Genomic DNA, 16,908 nt, shown 5'->3' with positions numbered 1-16,908 from the left:
ATCGAAAACCACCACCGGCGGCGCAGGCTCTGAAGGCAGCAGCCAGTAACACCTGCCGCCGCTTCAATCCAACTGGCCCTGAACACCAGGCCCCTGAGGAGAAATCCCATGACCCGAGGAAGCAAAGCCAAGTACACCCTGGCCCAGCGGCGCAAGGCTGCGGCCATCGAAGCCAGCTATGAGGCACGCGGGCTGCCTGAGGAACAGGCCGAGGCCCGGGCCTGGGCAACGGTGAACAAGCAGTCCGGTGGTGGCGAACGGGCCGGTGGCTCCGGCCGGGACAAGACCCCAGCCGAGAAGGCCCGGGCCCGCAGCGAGTCGTCCCGGCGCGCCGTGGCCACCCGTCAGGGACATGCACGAAACAGTGCGGCGTCGTTGAGCACCCAAAACAAGGACAGCCTGATGCGCGAGGCCCGGGCGAAAAATATTCCGGGACGTTCGCGCATGGACAAACAGGCGTTGATCGAGGCACTGAGCAAGGCCGGTTGATGGCCCATCAGACCTGCAACATTGTGTTCACTTCGGCGCTGCACGGCGCGGTGGCCGGGCCACGGCGGGTAACCGCGATGGCCGCCGCCGCATTGGCCCGACGGGCCGCTGCCAGCGGTTCATGACCCGCAGCAAGCGCGGCGACGAAGACACCGGCATGGGCATCGCCGGCACCATTGCTGTCCACTGCTTCGACCTTGAACCCCGGCACCAGAACAGACCGCCCCTGCTGGCCGATCCAGCAACCCCGGGGACCGTCCCGCAGTACCAGCAATGCCTTGGACGACAACCTTGAGCCGAGCTGCTGCAAGGCTTCGACAATTTCCGAGCTGGCACTCAAGCGCAGCGCCTCGACTCGGTTACTGCTCCAGATATCGATACGTGGCAGCAAAGCCGCCATCAGCGGGGATTCCGCCGAGTCCAGCAGCGGCCCCGGGTCGAACATCAGGGGCACCGAGGGTGGCAACGCCAGCAGCCAGTCGACCAGGGCCTTTGCCTTGCTCGCCTGCAGCAGGCTGTAGCCACTGACATAGAGGAAGTCCCTCGCCCTCACTTCGACCTGCGCCAAGTCTTCGGCCGTCAGCTCACCCTCGGCACCGATGTGGGAAATGAAGGTGCGTTCGGCGGAGGCTTCGGTCAGGGCTACGCATAGACCGGTGTCGGCCCCAGGACTGGGCTCCAGGCTCATCTGGATGCCTTCGGCCTGCATCGCCTGCCGCGCCAGATCACCAAAGCGTCCCTGACCGTGACGGCCAAGATAGACCACCGGCAGGCCATTGCGCGCGGCCGCGGCCATGACATTGAAACCGCCGCCAGCCTCGAAACTGGCCGACTGTGCCAGCACATCGCCGCCGGAATCCGGCAGGCGATCCACCGCCATCACCAGGTCGACGATCACCTGGCCACTGTGGAGCAATCTAGGCATTGGCATTCTCGATAAAAGCCCCACGCCGATCACGAGCGCTGCCCAGCACGCCATAGCCACCACCGGCCACCAGGAAGGTGACGATCCAGCCCAGACCGTTTTGCCCCAACCAGGAATCGGCCAATGGCCCGGTGAACCAGACGTTCTCGGCAGTGGTGCCGATGCTGGTGAAACAGAAGCCCAGGACGATGGCCAGCACCCAGGCACCAAAGGCCCGCCATTCGATGCCGCCCTGATACCAGTAGGCACTGCTCGGGCCCATATTCAATAAATCATCGGCGCTGTAGTAGTGGCGATGGATCAGGTCCACCACAAAGATCCCCACCCAGGCCGTGATCGGCACCGCCAGCAAGGAAATGAAGCTGATGAAGGGGCCGTAGAAGCTGTCGGCGATCAGCATGAAGTAGATCGAACCCAGGAAGATCGCCACGATCTCCACCAGTACCGCGTAGACCTGCTTGACCTTGAGACCCAGGGTCAGCACGGTAAGACCGGCGGAATACACCGACAGGTTGTTGGACAGCAGCAGGCCACCAAAGGCGGCGATCAGGTAAGGCACGGCCATCCAGGTCGGCAGCATGTCGCGGATCGCGATGATCGGATCCACCGCTGAAGCCAGATGATCATTGCCGACCGACAGCAAGCCCCCCAGGGTGATCAGCAGCACCAGCGGGATACCGGCACCGAAGGCCGCCGAGGCCACCAGGCGTCCGGCGGTGACCGAACGTTGCTGATAACGAGACATGTCCGCCCCAGAGCTGGCCCAGCCGATCCCGGTGCCTGCGGCCATGGTGCCGATGCCGATGATTATCGCGCTCATGGGCGCGGGGGAGGCATTGAACACTGCGTTCCAGTCGATGGTGGCACAGAGAAAACCGCCCACCAGTACGTTCAGCGCGCCGAATCCATAGGTGGCCCACTTCTGGATCACCAGCAACGTGGCGTGGCCCAGGCCGGACACACTCAGCGTCATGAGCACGAAGAGAGCGATGAACAGCAAGGTCAGCAGCGGCGCGTCCTTGGCCGAGGCCGGGGTGTGGAACAGGATCGAACTCAGGGACAGGAGAACAAAGGCTGCCGTGGTGGTATTGACCGTCTCCCAACCGACTCGCGACAGCATGGACACCAGGGTCGGACCGATATTGCCGCGTACACCGAAAACTGCCCGGGACAGGGTGAGGCTCGGCGCCCGCCCCCGACGACCGGCCACCGATATCAGCCCGACCACCGCGAACGACCCCACCGACCCCAGGATCGCCACCAGCAGCACCTGCCAGATCGACAGACCGCGAAACGCCACCAGAGTCGCCCCCAGGGGCAACCCGAGAATACTGATATTGGCCGCGAACCAGACCCAGAACAGCTGCAAAGGATGGCCGTTGCACTCCGCTTCCGGAACCGGCTCGATACCACGGGTTTCCAGTTGCCCGGCACCAGGCCCGGCGGTCGATGAACTCATGAAAAGGCTCCTGTTGCCATTGTTGTGGTTTTTGGCAATTTCGGAAGTCGCTGAACATCCCGGCATTCCTGGCCGTGTTTTTAGCTTTCCATAGCCTTAGGTGTTCTCAGAGCAAGATGGCTCAGCGCAGAGCCAGCAGCTCCTGTACCAGGGGCTGCAAATCGAGTTCATTGATCTGCTGCACACGGTCGATCAAATCGCTGGGCCACGCCTCCAGTCCGAGGCAGGCGCCGAGCATGGCCCCGAGAATCGCGGCAATCGTGTCGGTATCGCCCCCCAGGCTGGCAGCCATGCACAGGGCCTCGAAGGCCTCCAGGTGACCAAGCGCCACTTGCCCGGCCAGGGCAAAGCTGGTCACCACCGACTCCTGGGAAGCCACCGAGGTACCCACCAGCTCATAGAGCATCCGGGCAAACCCCTGCTTGTCGCCATCCACGCTCAGCGTGGCGACCCACTCCAGGCGCGCGGCAATATTGGCACCGGCGACCCAGTACCCTTGAGCCTGCGCCTGCCGGGCAATCCGCGCGCCAAGGGGCAGCGCGTCGACCAGGCATGCGCCATTGATCCCAGCGGACACCACCGCCGCCACCGCCGCCGCACTGGCGATACCCAGGCTGGTGTTGTGGGTGACCTGGCACGCCTGGACCACCGCCTGGATGAAACCGTCGCAGTGGGCGACATCGCTGGCGATGCCCACTGGTGTGATACGCATCGCGGCGCCATTGGTGGTGCCGTAGCGGCCGGCCTCTTCCACCGAATGGCCAGCGAGGATCAGTTCAATAGCGTGTTTGGTGGAAGGACCGAGCAGGTCCTGGGAGCCTTTGGCCTGCATCGCGGCTTCCCATTCGATGAGGCTCCTGGCCAGCGCAGTGGGAGCGATCCGGCCTTGGCCCTGAACCAGCAGACGGCCCACCAGGATCGCCTGCTCGGTGTCATCGGTGATGGAGCCGGCCGGCATATTCGCGGCGATCGGCTGGTCCGGCCCGGCATCTTCAAGGCTACGGATAACGCCGAAGCGCTGCTGGATCTGTTCCCGACTCAGGGACTGGGTCGGCATGCCCAGGGCGTCGCCCAGGGCCAATCCATAAAAAGCTCCAAGCGCCCGCCGGAGCGGGCTCAACGCGACTCTCCAAATTGCAGGTGCATGCGAAAATGCTGCGGGTCCAACAGGCTCTCCACCTGCTCCATGAAGCGTCCCTGGCGGTCATAGGTGGTGCGCAGGGCCTTGAGGAACACTTCCCCAGGAGTACGACCCAGTAGCTCGGCGTCTTCGGCACTCAAGGGTTCAGCGCCGATCCACTGATCGCCACGCTCGCCGATATAGCCGTAGGCGGCCAGGGTAATGGTCAGGGAATCATCGATCAGGCCAACCCGGGGCAGGCCTTCAAGCTCGCCGGATGCCGGGATCAGGGAACGTTCAAGGGACAGCACCCGACCCTCGGTGCTGCGGCGCCGGCGGTCCAGGGCAATGAATTGGTCAGTGCCCAGGCGGTGCTTGAGGTCGGGACGGCAGATTGCCTCCAGACGCAGCACCTCGGTATTGACCAGGGCTCCGCTGTCGGCCAGGGCCTGGGCCCAACCATGATGCTGGTCCAGGGCCACGCCATCGAAAGTGACGATGGAGCCGACGCCACTCTGTGTGGCGATGTAGTTGCGACGCTTGAGCTCGGCCAGGGCCTCGCGCAAGGTGCCGCGACTGACACCGAACTCCTCGGCCAACTGGTGCTCTCCCGGAAGCTGGAAACCGTCTTCCATGAGACCGCTTTCAATGCGCCGGATCAGCTCGTCGACCACTCTTGTTTTCTTATCGAATCGGACATGTTTGATCATGTCCGATTTGATACATGAAAGGTCGGATCAAGAGCAAGAAATATCTTCTTACATCAGCGTGAAACGTCTGCCTAAGGCTCAAGACCTATTGGAAAAAATGTTCCGCTGCTCCACACCCCCAGCCAGTTCTGGCCTTCAAGGGTGCGCGTCTGTGCCAGTTCCACCAATTGGTAGAAGACGTTGCGATGGATCAGTGCCTCAAGATTGTGTCGAACCAGGATATAGGGCGCAGGCTCCTGGGTCTGAGGATCGATCACCACGCGCAGGGGATGTTCAGCGCCGGCAACCACCTGTTCATCGACATTGGTAGTGAAGCGCAGCACCTGGCTTTCGCCCCGTCCTTCGACCTCCAGGGTCACAGCGACGAAAGGTGCGTCATCAACCTTGATCCCCACTTTTTCCACCGGAGTGATGAGAAAGTACAGGTCGCCATCGCGGCGGATGATCGTGGAGAACAGCTTGACCATCGGCTTGCGGCCGATGGGCGTGCCCAGGTAATACCAGGTACCGTCGCGAGCGATGCGCATGTCGATATCGCCGCAGAAATCGGGGTTCCACAGGTGGACCGGCGGCAGGCCCTTCTCGGCCTTGGGAATCTGCGCCAACAGGTCGTTGGCCTTGCCTGGACCACTCATACCGCTCTCCTCAATCAATCAGTCGCTCAAGCCCAGCAAACCGCGCGCGTATTGCTGCAACGGCGGGCCGAGCAGATCCTGGGGCTTATTGTCGTGGAACGTCAGTAAACCGCCACGACTGCGAATACGTGCCGAATCGATCAGATACTGGGTACTGGTTTCGATCAGCATGATCTGGATGGTGCTGGTATCGACCCCCAGGCGGTCCACCGCTTCCTGATCCAGCCACTCATCGGAGTTGCCGATGCGGTCATCCGCCTTGGCAAAACGGGCGTAGAGCAGATAGTGCGCCCCCAGCTCCCGGGCTTCGGCCATGGCTTCGTTGAGGCCTTCGGCTGCTCGAGCGCGACGCACCATGGGGAAATATTCGATAAAGCCGTTGAAGGCTTCCTCCGCCACCACGTTGGGTCGCGGGTAAGCGCTGCCTGGGGGAGCGAAAGGCCCCTGGGCGATGAAAATGAACGAATCCGGCTGAATGCGGAATGAGCTGGTACGGCGGGTATCACTGTGGTCGAGCACCCCAGCGTCACTCAGGTGATAACGCACCCCTTCGCCCATATCACTGACATTCATGCAGCCGCCGAGCGCCAAAAAGGCCAGCAGCAAAACCAGGCTACGCATCCTACCCTCCAAAATCCGGTGACGGAAAACCGGCGAATGGCCACGGGATGCAGCTTCCGCGCCAGCTACGCGATTGAAGGAAATTCACTGAAAATCAGCATCAGCCGCCGATGATCTTCATCACCGTGGCACCGCCGGAGAAAGCCACATCCTGCTTGTCGCCCAAGGCCTTGACCAACAGGCGCTGCAGGGCCGGCAAGGCTTGATGGCGCGGCTTGTCCAGCAGATCGCCAACATAGTGACGATTGCTCGAAGACAGGCAGCCGTGCAACCAGCCAGTGGAAGACAGCCGCAAGCGCGAGCAAGTCCGGCAGAACGGCACACTCTCGTTGGCAATCACTCCGAAATGGCCAAGGCCGGGAATCTCGTAGCGCACGGCCGTGGCATCCATTGGGGCGTCGGCCTGGAGGTATTCGTAGCGCTGGCCGATCAGGTCCAGCAACTGCTGCAGGCTGACAAACTGCTGCAGGAAGGCATTGCCGTCGCTGGCCAGGTGGCCCATGCGCATCAATTCGATGAAACGCAATTCATAACCCTGCTGCAGGCAGTAGTCGAGCAACGGCATGACCTGATCCAGGTTCTGTCCGCGCAACGGCACCATGTTGACCTTGATCTTCAACCCCGCCGCACGGGCTTGCTGCATGCCATCGAGCACAGTGGCCAGATCCCCGCCACGAGCGATACTGCGAAAGGCCTTGGCATCCAGAGTGTCGAGAGAAACGTTGATTCGACGAATCCCTGCATCCAGCAACAATGGCAGCTTGCGCGCCAGCAACTGGCCGTTGGTGGTCAGACTGATGTCATCCAGGCCCATCCGCCCCACCGCCCCCATGAAGGCTTCCAGCTTGGGGCTGACCAGGGGCTCACCGCCGGTGATGCGCAAGCGTTCGATGCCGGCCGCTTCGATCAGATACGCCACGCCCCGAGCCATCGCCTGGGCCGACAACTCATCCTGGGCAGCCACCAGCCGCTTGCCGTTGGGCACGCAGTAGGTACAGGCGTAGTTGCAGGCAGACGTCAGGCTGATCCGCAAGTTGCGAAAGCGCCTGCCTTGACGATCAACGATCATGGATGACTCCGGCGTAGGAAGGGAGAACCGGCAAAACCTGACTCAAAAATCAGGTTTTAGCAAGTCCCATGCCTGAGTATATTCCTCGGACACCGCGCCATACAGTTACCCGATGGTGCAATACAACGGGCGAATGCCTCAGCTGTTGGAAGTGTCGGGGTCGCGCTTGCGCTTGTTGCCCATGCGCACGCCAATGTCCATCAGGAACTGGAAGAAACCCTCCTGATCCTCGAGCACATTGCTCCAGAACGGCGAGTGATAGAGCGCCACGGCACCGTGTACCAGCGCCCAGGAGGCGCAGTAGTGGAAGTAAGGCGGCACATCTTCCAGCTTGCCTTCGCTGATGCGGCCCTTGATCAGCAGGGTCAGGCGCTCGAAGTTGGAAGCACGGATCTTGTGCAGTTCCTCGACCATCTCCGGCACCTGATTGCCCTTGACCACCTTCTCTTCCAGGCGGTCGAACAGCCGGTAACGCTGCGGGTCGCGCATGCGGAACTCGAAGTAGGCCCGGGACAGGGCCTCCTTGTCCTTGTCGACATCGGCAGAGTGCAGCAGCTCGTTCAGGTCACGCTCATAGTCGAGCATCAGGCGCAGGTAGATCTCCGCCTTGGACTTGAAATGCTTGTAGATGGTCCCTTTGCCGATACCCACGGCATCCGCAATCATCTCGACGGTGACACTGTCTTCACCTTGTTCGAGGAACAGCTTGAGCGCGGTATCGAGAATTTCTTGCTCACGGCGACGAAACTCACGGACCTTACGAGGTTCTTTCTGCATAAGAAAAGGTCTGTTCGGGGTCAAAATCGAAGCCGCGTATTATGCCTAACTTGCGCCAAAATGCACGGATCATCCGTCGTTGCCACTGCTTCTGACGTAAAAGCCCACCAGACGAAAGGACACAGATGAGTCGCAAATATCCGGAAAATCCAGTGAATACGGGGCCGGCAAGCGGTTCAAATAGAAAACATCGATAGCTATATAGCCTCGGATCAGACCGTAAAGTCTCGATTTTTCTGTAATCGGGTCTCGATACCGGCCTCAGCCCCACACTCGACGAAAACACCGCAATGAGTCGCAATAGCTTCAATGCTTCGCAGGAGTGTTGCCTTTATCAGCATCAGGAAATATCACCGATGAGCCTCGAAAGAGCCATCCAGGACAGATGATAGGTCTGAAAGTATTGATGCCATTGATGAGGATCAGGCTTCCCGGGAAATTAAACTGCAACAGCTTGTGTGTTTAACAGATGGGAAAAACCGTCGAATTCGTGCAAGTTTTGCGCAAAAAAGGCTGATTTTTTTGGATTTTCAGCGAAATAAGCCCTGAAACACGGCAGATGAGAACTCAACCGAAGCGCCCGTATTCCAAATTTGTTTAAAAAACGAGCAGGGCCAACTGGACTGAATGCAATAGTGATCAATACTTGAACTGTCGGCGGGACATCTCCCCCAAGTGAAACGCCGATCAAGGTACCGAAGGACCGCGTGCCTTAGTTTTACTCCTAATGGTCTTAACCCGGATTCACCCCCCAGAACCCGGGTTTTTTTTGCCTGGAATTTGCCCTTCCACGCGCAAGCGACTCAGGCCTCGCCCTTGACTCGCGCCAAGGGAAACAGACGCTTGAAATTGGCCGTGGTCTGTTCGGCAAAGGCGTCATAGGCTTCGCCCCGCAGCATCGCCAGGAACTCCGCCACTTCACGCACGTACTGCGGCAGGTTGGGCTTGCCGCGATAGGGGATGGGCGCCAGATATGGCGAATCGGTTTCCACCAGTAAGCGATCGGCAGGCACCTGCCGCGCCACATCGCGCAACGCGTCGGCATTGCGGAAGGTGACAATGCCCGATAGAGAAATATAGAAGCCCAGGTCCAGAGCCGCCTTGGCCATGTCCCAGTCCTCGGTGAAGCAATGCAGTACGCCGGCATTGGGCAATGCAGCTTCACGCAACAGCGCCAGCGTATCGGCCCGGGCACCGCGGGTATGCACGACCACCGGCTTGCCAGTCTGCTGTGCGGCCTGCAGGTGCAAGCGGAAGGACTCCTGCTGCAACTCGGCAGCTTCCGGCTCGTAGTGATAGTCCAGGCCGGTCTCGCCGATGGCCACCACCCGCGGGTGGTTCAATTCATCCAGCAACCAGTCCAGCGCCGGTGCCGCCCCCGGCTGCACATCCAACGGATGCACCCCCACCGAACAATCGACGTCGTCATAACGCTCGGCCAGGGCTTTGACGTCCGCCGCGTTGTCGGCACTGACGCCAATGCACAGAAAATGCCCGACACCGCGCTGACGGGCCGCATCAAGCGCGGCGTCCAGTGAGCCGTCGTGGGCGGCAAGGTCGAGACGATCAAGGTGGCAATGGGAATCTACGAGCATAAGAGGCTGCAACTACATCCGATAAATGAAAGGGCCGGACTGCACAGTCCGGCCAGATACAGGCTTGATTCTAGGCACTGCCTGTCAGCGCTGGGTAGGCAGCGCCGACCATTGCACCAACAGCGCCTCCAACAGCAACACGCGGTTGAGGTTGGCCTTGCTCAGAACCTTTTGCCGCTGGGCCAGGATCCAGTCCTGGATCGCCAGCACCTTGTCCTGGCCGGACTTTTGCGCCAGGTACTGCAGCACCTTGCGCATGTCCTGCAAACCCAGGCCATCTTCGTCCTGGGTCAGTTGGTAGCGCAGGATCAGGTTCGACCAGTCACAGAACCAATCGAACAGCAGCAACAAGGGAATGGCATTCCACGCCTCGGCCAACTGGGTTGGCGATTGCTGCTGCTTGAGCAACTTCTTCACCCCCTCCACCACCAACGCCCGCTGCTCACGCACCCCCTGGGCCTGCAAGCCGACGGCAGCCAGCGGCGATCCCGCAGCCAGGGTCAGCAGCTCCAACCGCTCGTCCTCGGTGCATTCGGGCAAGGCTTGGGACAGCCACTGCCGACTCATCGCCGCACTGGGCAATGGACACGCCTGCTGCACACAACGGCTCTTGATAGTGGGCAACAGCCGGCTGGGCTGATGGCTCACCAGCAGTAACACAGTGTCGCCCGAGGGCTCCTCAAGGCTTTTCAACAGGGCATTGGACGCGTTGATGTTCATCGACTCCACCGGCTCGATCAGCACCACCTTGCGCCCGCCCAGCTGCGCAGTCTGGACCACGAAGCTCACCAGCTCGCGAACCTGATCGACCTTGATCGCCTTGTCCGCCTCTTCGGGCTCCAGCACGTAATTGTCCGGATGACTGCCCGCCTGCAACAACAGGCAAGACTTGCACTGACCGCAGGCATCCAGCCCATCGGGGCGCTGGCACAACAGGCGCGCCATCAGGCGCTCGGCCAGGGCCCGCTTGCCAATTCCCGCCGGGCCGTGCAACAGGTACGCGTGAGCATGCTGTGCACGCCCCGCCAACTGCTGCCAGAGGCCGTCCTGCCAAGGGAAGACTTCAGCCACGGGCGCGCTCCAGCAATTGTGGCAGCAAGGCATCCAGGGACTGCTGGACCTGCGCCAGTGGCTGCGCCGCATCCACCAGGAAATAACGCTGTGGAGCAGCCTCGGCGCGTTTCAGGTACGCCTCACGGACCTTCTGAAAAAACGCCTGACCTTCCTGCTCGAAGCGATCTAGCCGGCCACGGGCACTGGCCCGGGCCAGGCCGACTTCCACTGGCAGGTCAAAGACCAGGGTCAGGTCCGGGCGCAGCTCGCCCTGGACGAAATCCTCCAGTGCAGCGATGCGCGCAAGGCTCAGGCCACGACCAGCGCCCTGATAGGCGTAGGTCGAGTCGGTGAAGCGGTCGCACAGCACCACCGCCCCCCGGGCCAGCGCCGGGCGAATCACGGTGGCCAGGTGCTGGGCGCGGGCAGCGAATACCAACAGCAACTCGGTATCGGCATTCATGACCTCCTCACCCGGAGTCAGCAACACTTCGCGAATCCGCTCAGCCAAGGGTGTGCCACCCGGCTCGCGAGTCAACAGCACTTCGATACCTGCGGCGCGCAAACGCTCGGCGAGGTATTCGCGGTTGGTGCTTTTGCCGGCACCTTCCGGGCCTTCCAGGGTAATAAACAAGCCGGTCACAGGCAGTCCTTAATCAAAGTCATTGCGGGCTCTTCAGCGCGGGTTCGGGCTCCACCGGAGCCGGAACCACAGCCGGCGCGGGCAACACCGGCGGCGAGCTCTGCGGTGTCGCTTCAGGCGCGACGGCCGGCACCGGACTCTCGGTCTCGGGAACGGCCGGAGCAGTTACTGGCGCCGGGCTGGAACGATAGTCGGCGCGACGCTTGAGCTGAAACTCGCGCACGGCACTGTTATGGGCATCCAGATCATCGGAGAACACATGGCTACCGTCGCCACGGGCAACAAAGTACAGGCTCTTGCCCGGCACCGGATTGAGAGCGGCATGAATCGCCTCGCGCCCGACCATGGCAATCGGCGTGGGTGGCAAGCCGGCAATCACATAGGTGTTATAGGGTGTGGCTTCCTTGAGGTGCGCCCGAGTCAGCTTGCCGGTGTAGCGCTCGCCCAGGCCATAGATCACCGTAGGATCGGTCTGCAACAGCATGCCGATCTGCATGCGCCGCACAAAAACCCCGGCAATCTGTCCGCGCTCCTCGGGCACGCCGGTTTCCTTTTCCACCAGGGACGCCATGATCAGCGCCTGATAGGGGTCGCTGTAAGGCGCATCGTCCGCACGCTTGCCCCACTCCCTGGCCAACACTTCGTCCAGGCGATTGTAGGCCTTCTCCAAGAGCTCGGCATCAGTCATGCCCCGCACAAAACGATAGGTATCGGGGAAGAAACGCCCCTCGGGAAACACGCCGCCGTGACCGAGCTTCTCCATCACCTGGCTGTCACTGAGACCTGCCAGGGTCTGTTGCAATTTGTCGCTCTTGGCCAGGGCACTGCGCACCTGACGGAAGTTCCAGCCTTCCACCAGGGTCAGGCTGTACTGCACCACCTCACCTCGCTGCCAGAGACCGATCAGGCCTTCGGCAGTCATGCCCGGTGTCATACGGTACTCGCCGCTGTGCAAAGGCTGGCCCGGCAAGTTGAAACGCCAGTACAGACGCAGCCAGAACGCATCCTCGATCACGCCATCAGCCTGCAGACGATTGAAGGTTCCGGTGGGAGTAGAACCGGCGGGAACATCGAGCAGCAGCTCCTGAGTCAGGTTCAGCGGTTGTTCCAGGGCCGAGTGCAGTTTCCAGGCACTCACGCCCAGCAGCAGCCCTGCCAGGACCAGTCCGGTTTCCAGCAGGAGCAGAAGTTTACGTCTCACGAATCAAGCATCCAGTAGTGCGCGGGTAATGCCCTGCAGTTTACGGGTGAGCGGTCCTGCCGACCAGCGCATCCCGACGCAGGCACGCACCGGCCAGATGCCATAGACGCTGTTGCAGACGAAGACCTCGTCCGCCTGTTGCAGTTGATCAAGACTGATATCCGCCACTTCAACGGGGATGCCTTGTGACTCGGCCTGAAACAAAATTTCAGCGCGCATCACGCCAGCCACACCACAGCGACTCAGGTCAGCCGTCAGGAGACGTCCCTGGCTGACCAGAAACAGATTGCTGAATACGCCTTCGATCACCCGTCCGGCACCATCGAGCATCAAGCCCTCGGCGTGCTCGGGGTCGCGCCATTCTGCGCGAGCCAGAACCTGTTCAAGGCGATTGAGATGCTTGAGGCCAGCCAACAGCGGCTGCTCGGATAAACGCGTGACACATGGGAATAGCCCCACCCCCTGATCGGCATGAGCCGCAGGATAGGCCGGCAAGGGGCCACCCTGGAGAATCCGCCGCGCCGCGCCTGCAGGATCGGCGGCATATCCTCGCAGGCTGTCGCCCCGGGTGAGAATCAGCTTGAGCACGCCCTCACCCAGAGCGGCCGCATAGGCCAGTACTTCATTGCGGATCAACGACTGATCCGCATTCAGAGCAAGACGTCGACAGCCTTCGGCCAGACGCTGCAGATGCCGCTCCAGCAATTGCGGCTTGCCGGATCGGACAGCGATGGTCTCGAACAGCCCATCGCCATAGGCCAGGCCGCGGTCCTTGAGCGACAGTGCGTCAGCAGGCCGACCGTCGACCCAGCTATGCATCACTCGGAGAACCGGCGGAACACCAGGGAGCCGTTGGTGCCACCAAAGCCGAAGGAGTTGGAGAGCACCACATCGATGTCCATGCTGCGCGCAGTGTGCGGCACAAAATCAAGGTCGCACCCCTCATCCGGTTCATCCAGGTTGATGGTGGGTGGCGCAGCCTGACTGTTGATTGCCAGTACGCTGAAGATCGCCTCGATCGCCCCGGCGGCACCCAGCAGGTGACCGGTCATGGACTTGGTGGAGCTGACGGCGAGCTTGTAGGCATGATCGCCGAACACGCTCTTGATCGCTTCGGCTTCCGCCAGGTCACCGGCCGGAGTCGAAGTGCCATGGGCATTGATGTACTGCACTTGATCGACATTGAGCTTGGCGTCGCGCAAGGCGTTGGCGATGCAGCGAGCGGCACCGGCGCCATCGGCGGGCGGCGACGTCATGTGGTAGGCATCGCCGCTCATGCCGAAGCCGATCAGCTCAGCGTAGATGGTGGCGCCACGGGCCTTGGCATGCTCCAGCTCTTCCAGAACCAGGGCACCCGCACCGTCGGACAGCACGAAGCCATCACGGCCCTTGTCCCACGGACGGCTGGCGCGGGTCGGCTCGTCATTGCGAGTCGACAGCGCACGGGACGCCCCGAAGCCCCCCATGCCCAGGCCACAGGCGGCCATTTCGGCGCCACCGGCAATCATCACGTCGGCTTCGCCGTAGGCAATGTTGCGCGCGGCCATGCCGATGCAATGGGTACCAGTGGTGCAGGCAGTGGAAATGGCGTAATTCGGCCCCTGGGCACCCAGATGGATGGACAGGAAACCGGAAATCATATTGATGATCGAGCCGGGCACGAAGAACGGAGAGATCCGTCGTGGACCGGAATCGTGCAGGATGCGGCTGGTTTCTTCGATATTGGTCAAACCGCCAATACCCGAGCCCATGGCCACGCCAATGCGCTCACGGTTGGCATCGGTGACTTCCAGGCCGGCGTTACGCACCGCCTGAAACCCGGCCGCCAGACCGTATTGAATGAACAGGTCGAGTTTGCGGGCCTCTTTGACCGACAGGTATTCCTCGACATTGAAGCCCTTTACCGAGCCGCCAAAACGGGTGGAATAGGCAGAAAGGTCGGTGTGTTCGATCAGACCAATGCCACTTTGGCCAGCCAGAATGCCCTGCCAGCTACTCGGTACATCCGTACCCAGTGGCGACAACATACCCATACCGGTGACTACGACGCGTCTACGCGACACAGCACTCTCCTTTTTCTAATGACGACACTTTGTATCAGGCCTAAAGAAAAAACCGCACGCCGTAACGGCAGTGCGGTTTTTCCATGACAGCAAAAGACGACTACAAACGATTAAGCCTGGTGGCTGGTAACGTAGTCGATAGCTGCTTGAACGGTAGTGATCTTTTCAGCTTCTTCGTCAGGGATTTCGGTCTCGAATTCCTCTTCCAGAGCCATCACCAGCTCAACGGTGTCAAGGGAGTCGGCACCCAGGTCTTCAACGAAGGAAGCGGTGTTCACAACTTCTTCTTCTTTAACGCCCAGTTGCTCAGCAACGATTTTCTTGACGCGCTCTTCGATGGTGCTCATACCTTGTTTTCACTCCTAATGGACAAATTCAGGCAGCTGGCCAGTGGGTAAGTGTATAGAAAGGCTTTTCAGCTTTTCAACTGAAAGCTTCATCCCTCAAACCCTTTGGCCATCTGCCTATAAATTGATTGCAGCTTTATAACGGATTTTAGACAGCTCGTATGACATTTTTTTGAAGCAATCCGTCACATTTGACTCACATATACATCCCGCCGTTGACCGGGATTGTAGCCCCAGTAACGTATGCCGCACCGTCGGATGCCAGAAAAGCGACCACTTGCGCGATCTCTTGAGCCTGACCCAGACGACCCAGCGGAATTTGCGTCAGCAGGGCTTCACGCTGTGCCTCCGGTAGCTCGCGGGTCATATCGGTATCGATAAAACCTGGAGCAACCGAGTTCACAGTGATCGACCGCGAACCCACTTCACGCGCCAGGGCACGGCTGAAACCTTCCAGACCGGCTTTGGCGGCGGCGTAGTTTACTTGGCCTGCGTTGCCCATGGCACCCACAACCGAGCCAATACTGATAATTCGACCCCAACGAGCCTTGGTCATACCACGCAGAACGCCCTTGGACAGGCGATACAGACTGTTCAAGTTGGTATCGACCACGTCGTACCACTCGTCATCTTTCATGCGCATCATCAGGTTGTCGCGAGTGATACCGGCGTTGTTCACCAGGATCGCCGGCGCACCGAACTGCTCGGTGATACTCGCCAGGACAGCAGCCACGGACTCGTCGCTGGTGACATTGAGCTCAAGTCCAGTGCCTTGAATGCCGTTTTCCTTGAGAGTGGCGGCGATGCGCTCGGCCCCCGAAGCGGAAGTGGCAGTACCCACCACCGTGGCGCCCATACGACCCAACTCAAGCGCAATGGCCTGGCCGATCCCACGGCTGGCGCCGGTCACCAGTGCAACTTTACCTTGCAGACTCATGCAAGCTTCTCCTAGTTCAGGCCAACGCTGCACGAGCGGCAGCGAAAGCATCTGGGGTATTCAGGTTAGAGGTCGATACGCCTTCGGCGCAGCGCTTGTTGAGACCGGCCAGGACCTTGCCCGGACCGCACTCGACCAATTGGGTAGCGCCTTTGGCCGCGAGGGTCTGCACCGACTCGACCCAACGCACCGGCTTGTACAGCTGCTCCAGCAGGTCGCGCTTGAGGGTGTCCAGGTCGGCCGCTACAGCCGCGCTGACATTCTGCACCAGCGGAATCTGCGGAGCCTGCCAGTTGATCGCAGCAATCGACTCAGCGAAACGCTCAGCCGCAGGGCGCATCAGCTCGCAATGGGATGGCACGCTGACCGGCAATGGCATGGCACGCTTGGCACCACGAGCCTTGCAGCCCTCAATGGCACGATCCACCGCAGACTTGGCACCGGCGATGACCACCTGGCCCGGGGAGTTATAGTTCACCGCGCTAACGACTTCGCCTTGTGCCGCCTCTGCACAGGCGGCCACTACGTCGGCATCGTCCAGGCCAAGAATCGCTGCCATGCCACCCTGCCCCGCAGGCACGGCTTCCTGCATCAACTGACCACGGCGCTCCACCAACTTGACCGCTTCGGCCAGAGTCAGGCTACCGGCGGCCACCAGGGCACTGTATTCACCCAGGCTGTGACCCGCGACGAAGGCCGGGCGCGCGCCGCCCTCGGCCAGCCATACGCGCCACAGGGCGACGGAGGCAGTGAGGATGGCCGGTTGAGTCTTGTCGGTCTGATTGAGCAGCTCTTCGGGACCTTGCTGGGTCAGAGCCCAGAGGTCGTAGCCCAGAGCATCGGAGGCTTCTTTGAACGTATCGAGGATCAGCGGGTACTGCGCGCCCAGCTCGGCCAACATGCCGAGGGACTGCGAGCCCTGTCCTGGAAAGACGAATGCGAGGGATGCAGACATGTAACAAGCCCCTAATGATCTTGTCGTCGGAGAATTGACGTCACACCGCAGTGGACGCAAGAAACTGACAGTTGGATGGCCAATTGAACTGAGCGGTCACATTTAAGCACTCCATAGGGAAAACGCCTAAAGCAACAGGTCTTCAAGACGCCCATGCAGGCGTCGCGGCAAGTCTTCCTGAATTTCAATCAGCGCGCGCTGAATCGCACTCTGAAAACCCTGAACCCCAGCCGAACCGTGGCTTTTCACCACAATCCCCTGCAACCCGAGGAAACTCGCACCGTTGTGCCGAGCAGGCGCCAGGTCCGC

18 protein-coding genes and 1 pseudogene are annotated in these 16,908 nt (G+C 60.9%); 1 reads left to right on the top strand and 18 read right to left on the bottom strand.

Translation table 11 applies throughout. The features are described from left to right. The first annotated feature begins 108 nt into the window (after nt 1-108). Nucleotides 109-489 (top strand): termination factor Rho, encoded by a 381-nt coding sequence (locus tag BLX41_RS16455; protein ID WP_123725753.1) that lies wholly within the window; start codon nt 109-111, stop codon nt 487-489. A gap of 7 nt (nt 490-496) precedes the next feature. On the opposite strand, the gene BLX41_RS16450 is transcribed toward BLX41_RS16455, so the two are convergent. The 18 genes and pseudogenes from BLX41_RS16450 to BLX41_RS16365 form a co-directional block, all read right to left on the bottom strand. Then, a complete protein-coding gene (locus tag BLX41_RS16450; RefSeq protein WP_123725752.1) occupies nt 497-1,414 on the bottom strand; it encodes a PfkB family carbohydrate kinase in 918 nt (305 codons plus the stop codon). Next, nucleotides 1,407-2,873, bottom strand: coding sequence for a purine-cytosine permease family protein (locus tag BLX41_RS16445; RefSeq protein WP_123725751.1), 1,467 nt, complete (start codon nt 2,871-2,873; stop codon nt 1,407-1,409). The genes BLX41_RS16450 and BLX41_RS16445 overlap by 8 nt, the downstream gene beginning before the upstream one ends. 121 nt (nt 2,874-2,994) lie before the next feature. Continuing rightward, complete coding sequence (locus tag BLX41_RS16440; RefSeq protein WP_123725750.1) at nt 2,995-3,993, bottom strand: ADP-ribosylglycohydrolase family protein; 999 nt, start codon at nt 3,991-3,993, stop codon at nt 2,995-2,997. After that, nucleotides 3,990-4,703 (bottom strand): GntR family transcriptional regulator, encoded by a 714-nt coding sequence (locus BLX41_RS16435; RefSeq protein ID WP_123725749.1) that lies wholly within the window; start codon nt 4,701-4,703, stop codon nt 3,990-3,992. Before BLX41_RS16435 ends, BLX41_RS16440 begins: the two co-directional genes overlap by 4 nt. A gap of 71 nt (nt 4,704-4,774) precedes the next feature. Further along, nucleotides 4,775-5,338 carry a DUF1285 domain-containing protein gene (locus BLX41_RS16430; protein WP_123725748.1) on the bottom strand — a complete coding sequence of 188 codons (564 nt, stop codon included), beginning with the start codon at nt 5,336-5,338 and terminating at the stop codon, nt 4,775-4,777. A gap of 18 nt (nt 5,339-5,356) precedes the next feature. Next, the gene (locus BLX41_RS16425; RefSeq protein WP_102863903.1) at nt 5,357-5,959 is read right to left on the bottom strand and encodes a DUF4823 domain-containing protein; all 603 of its coding nucleotides are present in this window, start codon (nt 5,957-5,959) and stop codon (nt 5,357-5,359) included. A 100-nt stretch (nt 5,960-6,059) separates the two neighbouring features. Continuing rightward, nucleotides 6,060-7,028, bottom strand: a complete 969-nt coding sequence (locus BLX41_RS16420; RefSeq protein WP_123725747.1) for a GTP 3',8-cyclase MoaA — start codon at nt 7,026-7,028, stop codon at nt 6,060-6,062. Nucleotides 7,029-7,166: 138 nt separating this feature from the next. After that, nucleotides 7,167-7,805 (bottom strand): TetR/AcrR family transcriptional regulator, encoded by a 639-nt coding sequence (locus tag BLX41_RS16415; RefSeq protein ID WP_011060125.1) that lies wholly within the window; start codon nt 7,803-7,805, stop codon nt 7,167-7,169. A gap of 803 nt (nt 7,806-8,608) precedes the next feature. After that, nucleotides 8,609-9,400: a TatD family hydrolase gene (locus BLX41_RS16410; protein ID WP_102878936.1), complete on the bottom strand. Its 792-nt coding sequence runs from the start codon at nt 9,398-9,400 to the stop codon at nt 8,609-8,611. 84 nt (nt 9,401-9,484) lie between these two features. Continuing rightward, on the bottom strand, nt 9,485-10,471 hold the full coding sequence (locus BLX41_RS16405; protein WP_123725746.1) for a DNA polymerase III subunit delta': 987 nt from the start codon (nt 10,469-10,471) through the stop codon (nt 9,485-9,487). After that, nucleotides 10,464-11,096: a dTMP kinase gene (gene tmk / locus BLX41_RS16400; RefSeq protein WP_123725745.1), complete on the bottom strand. Its 633-nt coding sequence runs from the start codon at nt 11,094-11,096 to the stop codon at nt 10,464-10,466. The genes BLX41_RS16405 and tmk overlap by 8 nt, the downstream gene beginning before the upstream one ends. Before the next feature lie 19 nt (nt 11,097-11,115). Beyond that, nucleotides 11,116-12,297, bottom strand: a complete 1,182-nt coding sequence (gene mltG, locus BLX41_RS16395) for an endolytic transglycosylase MltG (RefSeq protein WP_123725744.1) — start codon at nt 12,295-12,297, stop codon at nt 11,116-11,118. A 3-nt stretch (nt 12,298-12,300) separates the two neighbouring features. After that, nucleotides 12,301-13,116 carry an aminodeoxychorismate lyase gene (pabC, locus tag BLX41_RS16390; protein WP_123725743.1) on the bottom strand — a complete coding sequence of 272 codons (816 nt, stop codon included), beginning with the start codon at nt 13,114-13,116 and terminating at the stop codon, nt 12,301-12,303. Beyond that, nucleotides 13,116-14,360, bottom strand: coding sequence for a beta-ketoacyl-ACP synthase II (gene fabF / locus BLX41_RS16385; protein ID WP_011060119.1), 1,245 nt, complete (start codon nt 14,358-14,360; stop codon nt 13,116-13,118). The genes pabC and fabF overlap by 1 nt, the downstream gene beginning before the upstream one ends. Nucleotides 14,361-14,470: 110 nt before the next feature. Then, nucleotides 14,471-14,707 (bottom strand): acyl carrier protein, encoded by a 237-nt coding sequence (gene acpP, locus BLX41_RS16380; RefSeq protein ID WP_003175607.1) that lies wholly within the window; start codon nt 14,705-14,707, stop codon nt 14,471-14,473. A gap of 196 nt (nt 14,708-14,903) precedes the next feature. Continuing rightward, on the bottom strand, nt 14,904-15,644 hold the full coding sequence (gene fabG, locus BLX41_RS16375) for a 3-oxoacyl-ACP reductase FabG (protein ID WP_011060118.1): 741 nt from the start codon (nt 15,642-15,644) through the stop codon (nt 14,904-14,906). 16 nt (nt 15,645-15,660) lie between these two features. Further along, entirely contained in the window at nt 15,661-16,599 is a 939-nt protein-coding gene (gene fabD, locus BLX41_RS16370) for an ACP S-malonyltransferase (RefSeq protein WP_123725742.1), read from the bottom strand. A gap of 126 nt (nt 16,600-16,725) precedes the next feature. Further along, a pseudogene (locus tag BLX41_RS16365) lies at nt 16,726-16,908 on the bottom strand (phosphate acyltransferase PlsX); the annotation flags it as partial.

It is taken from the genome of Pseudomonas protegens (assembly GCF_003732485.1).
Classification (GTDB): domain Bacteria; phylum Pseudomonadota; class Gammaproteobacteria; order Pseudomonadales; family Pseudomonadaceae; genus Aquipseudomonas; species Aquipseudomonas protegens_B.
This window is presented reverse-complemented; position numbering and strand designations above follow the sequence as displayed.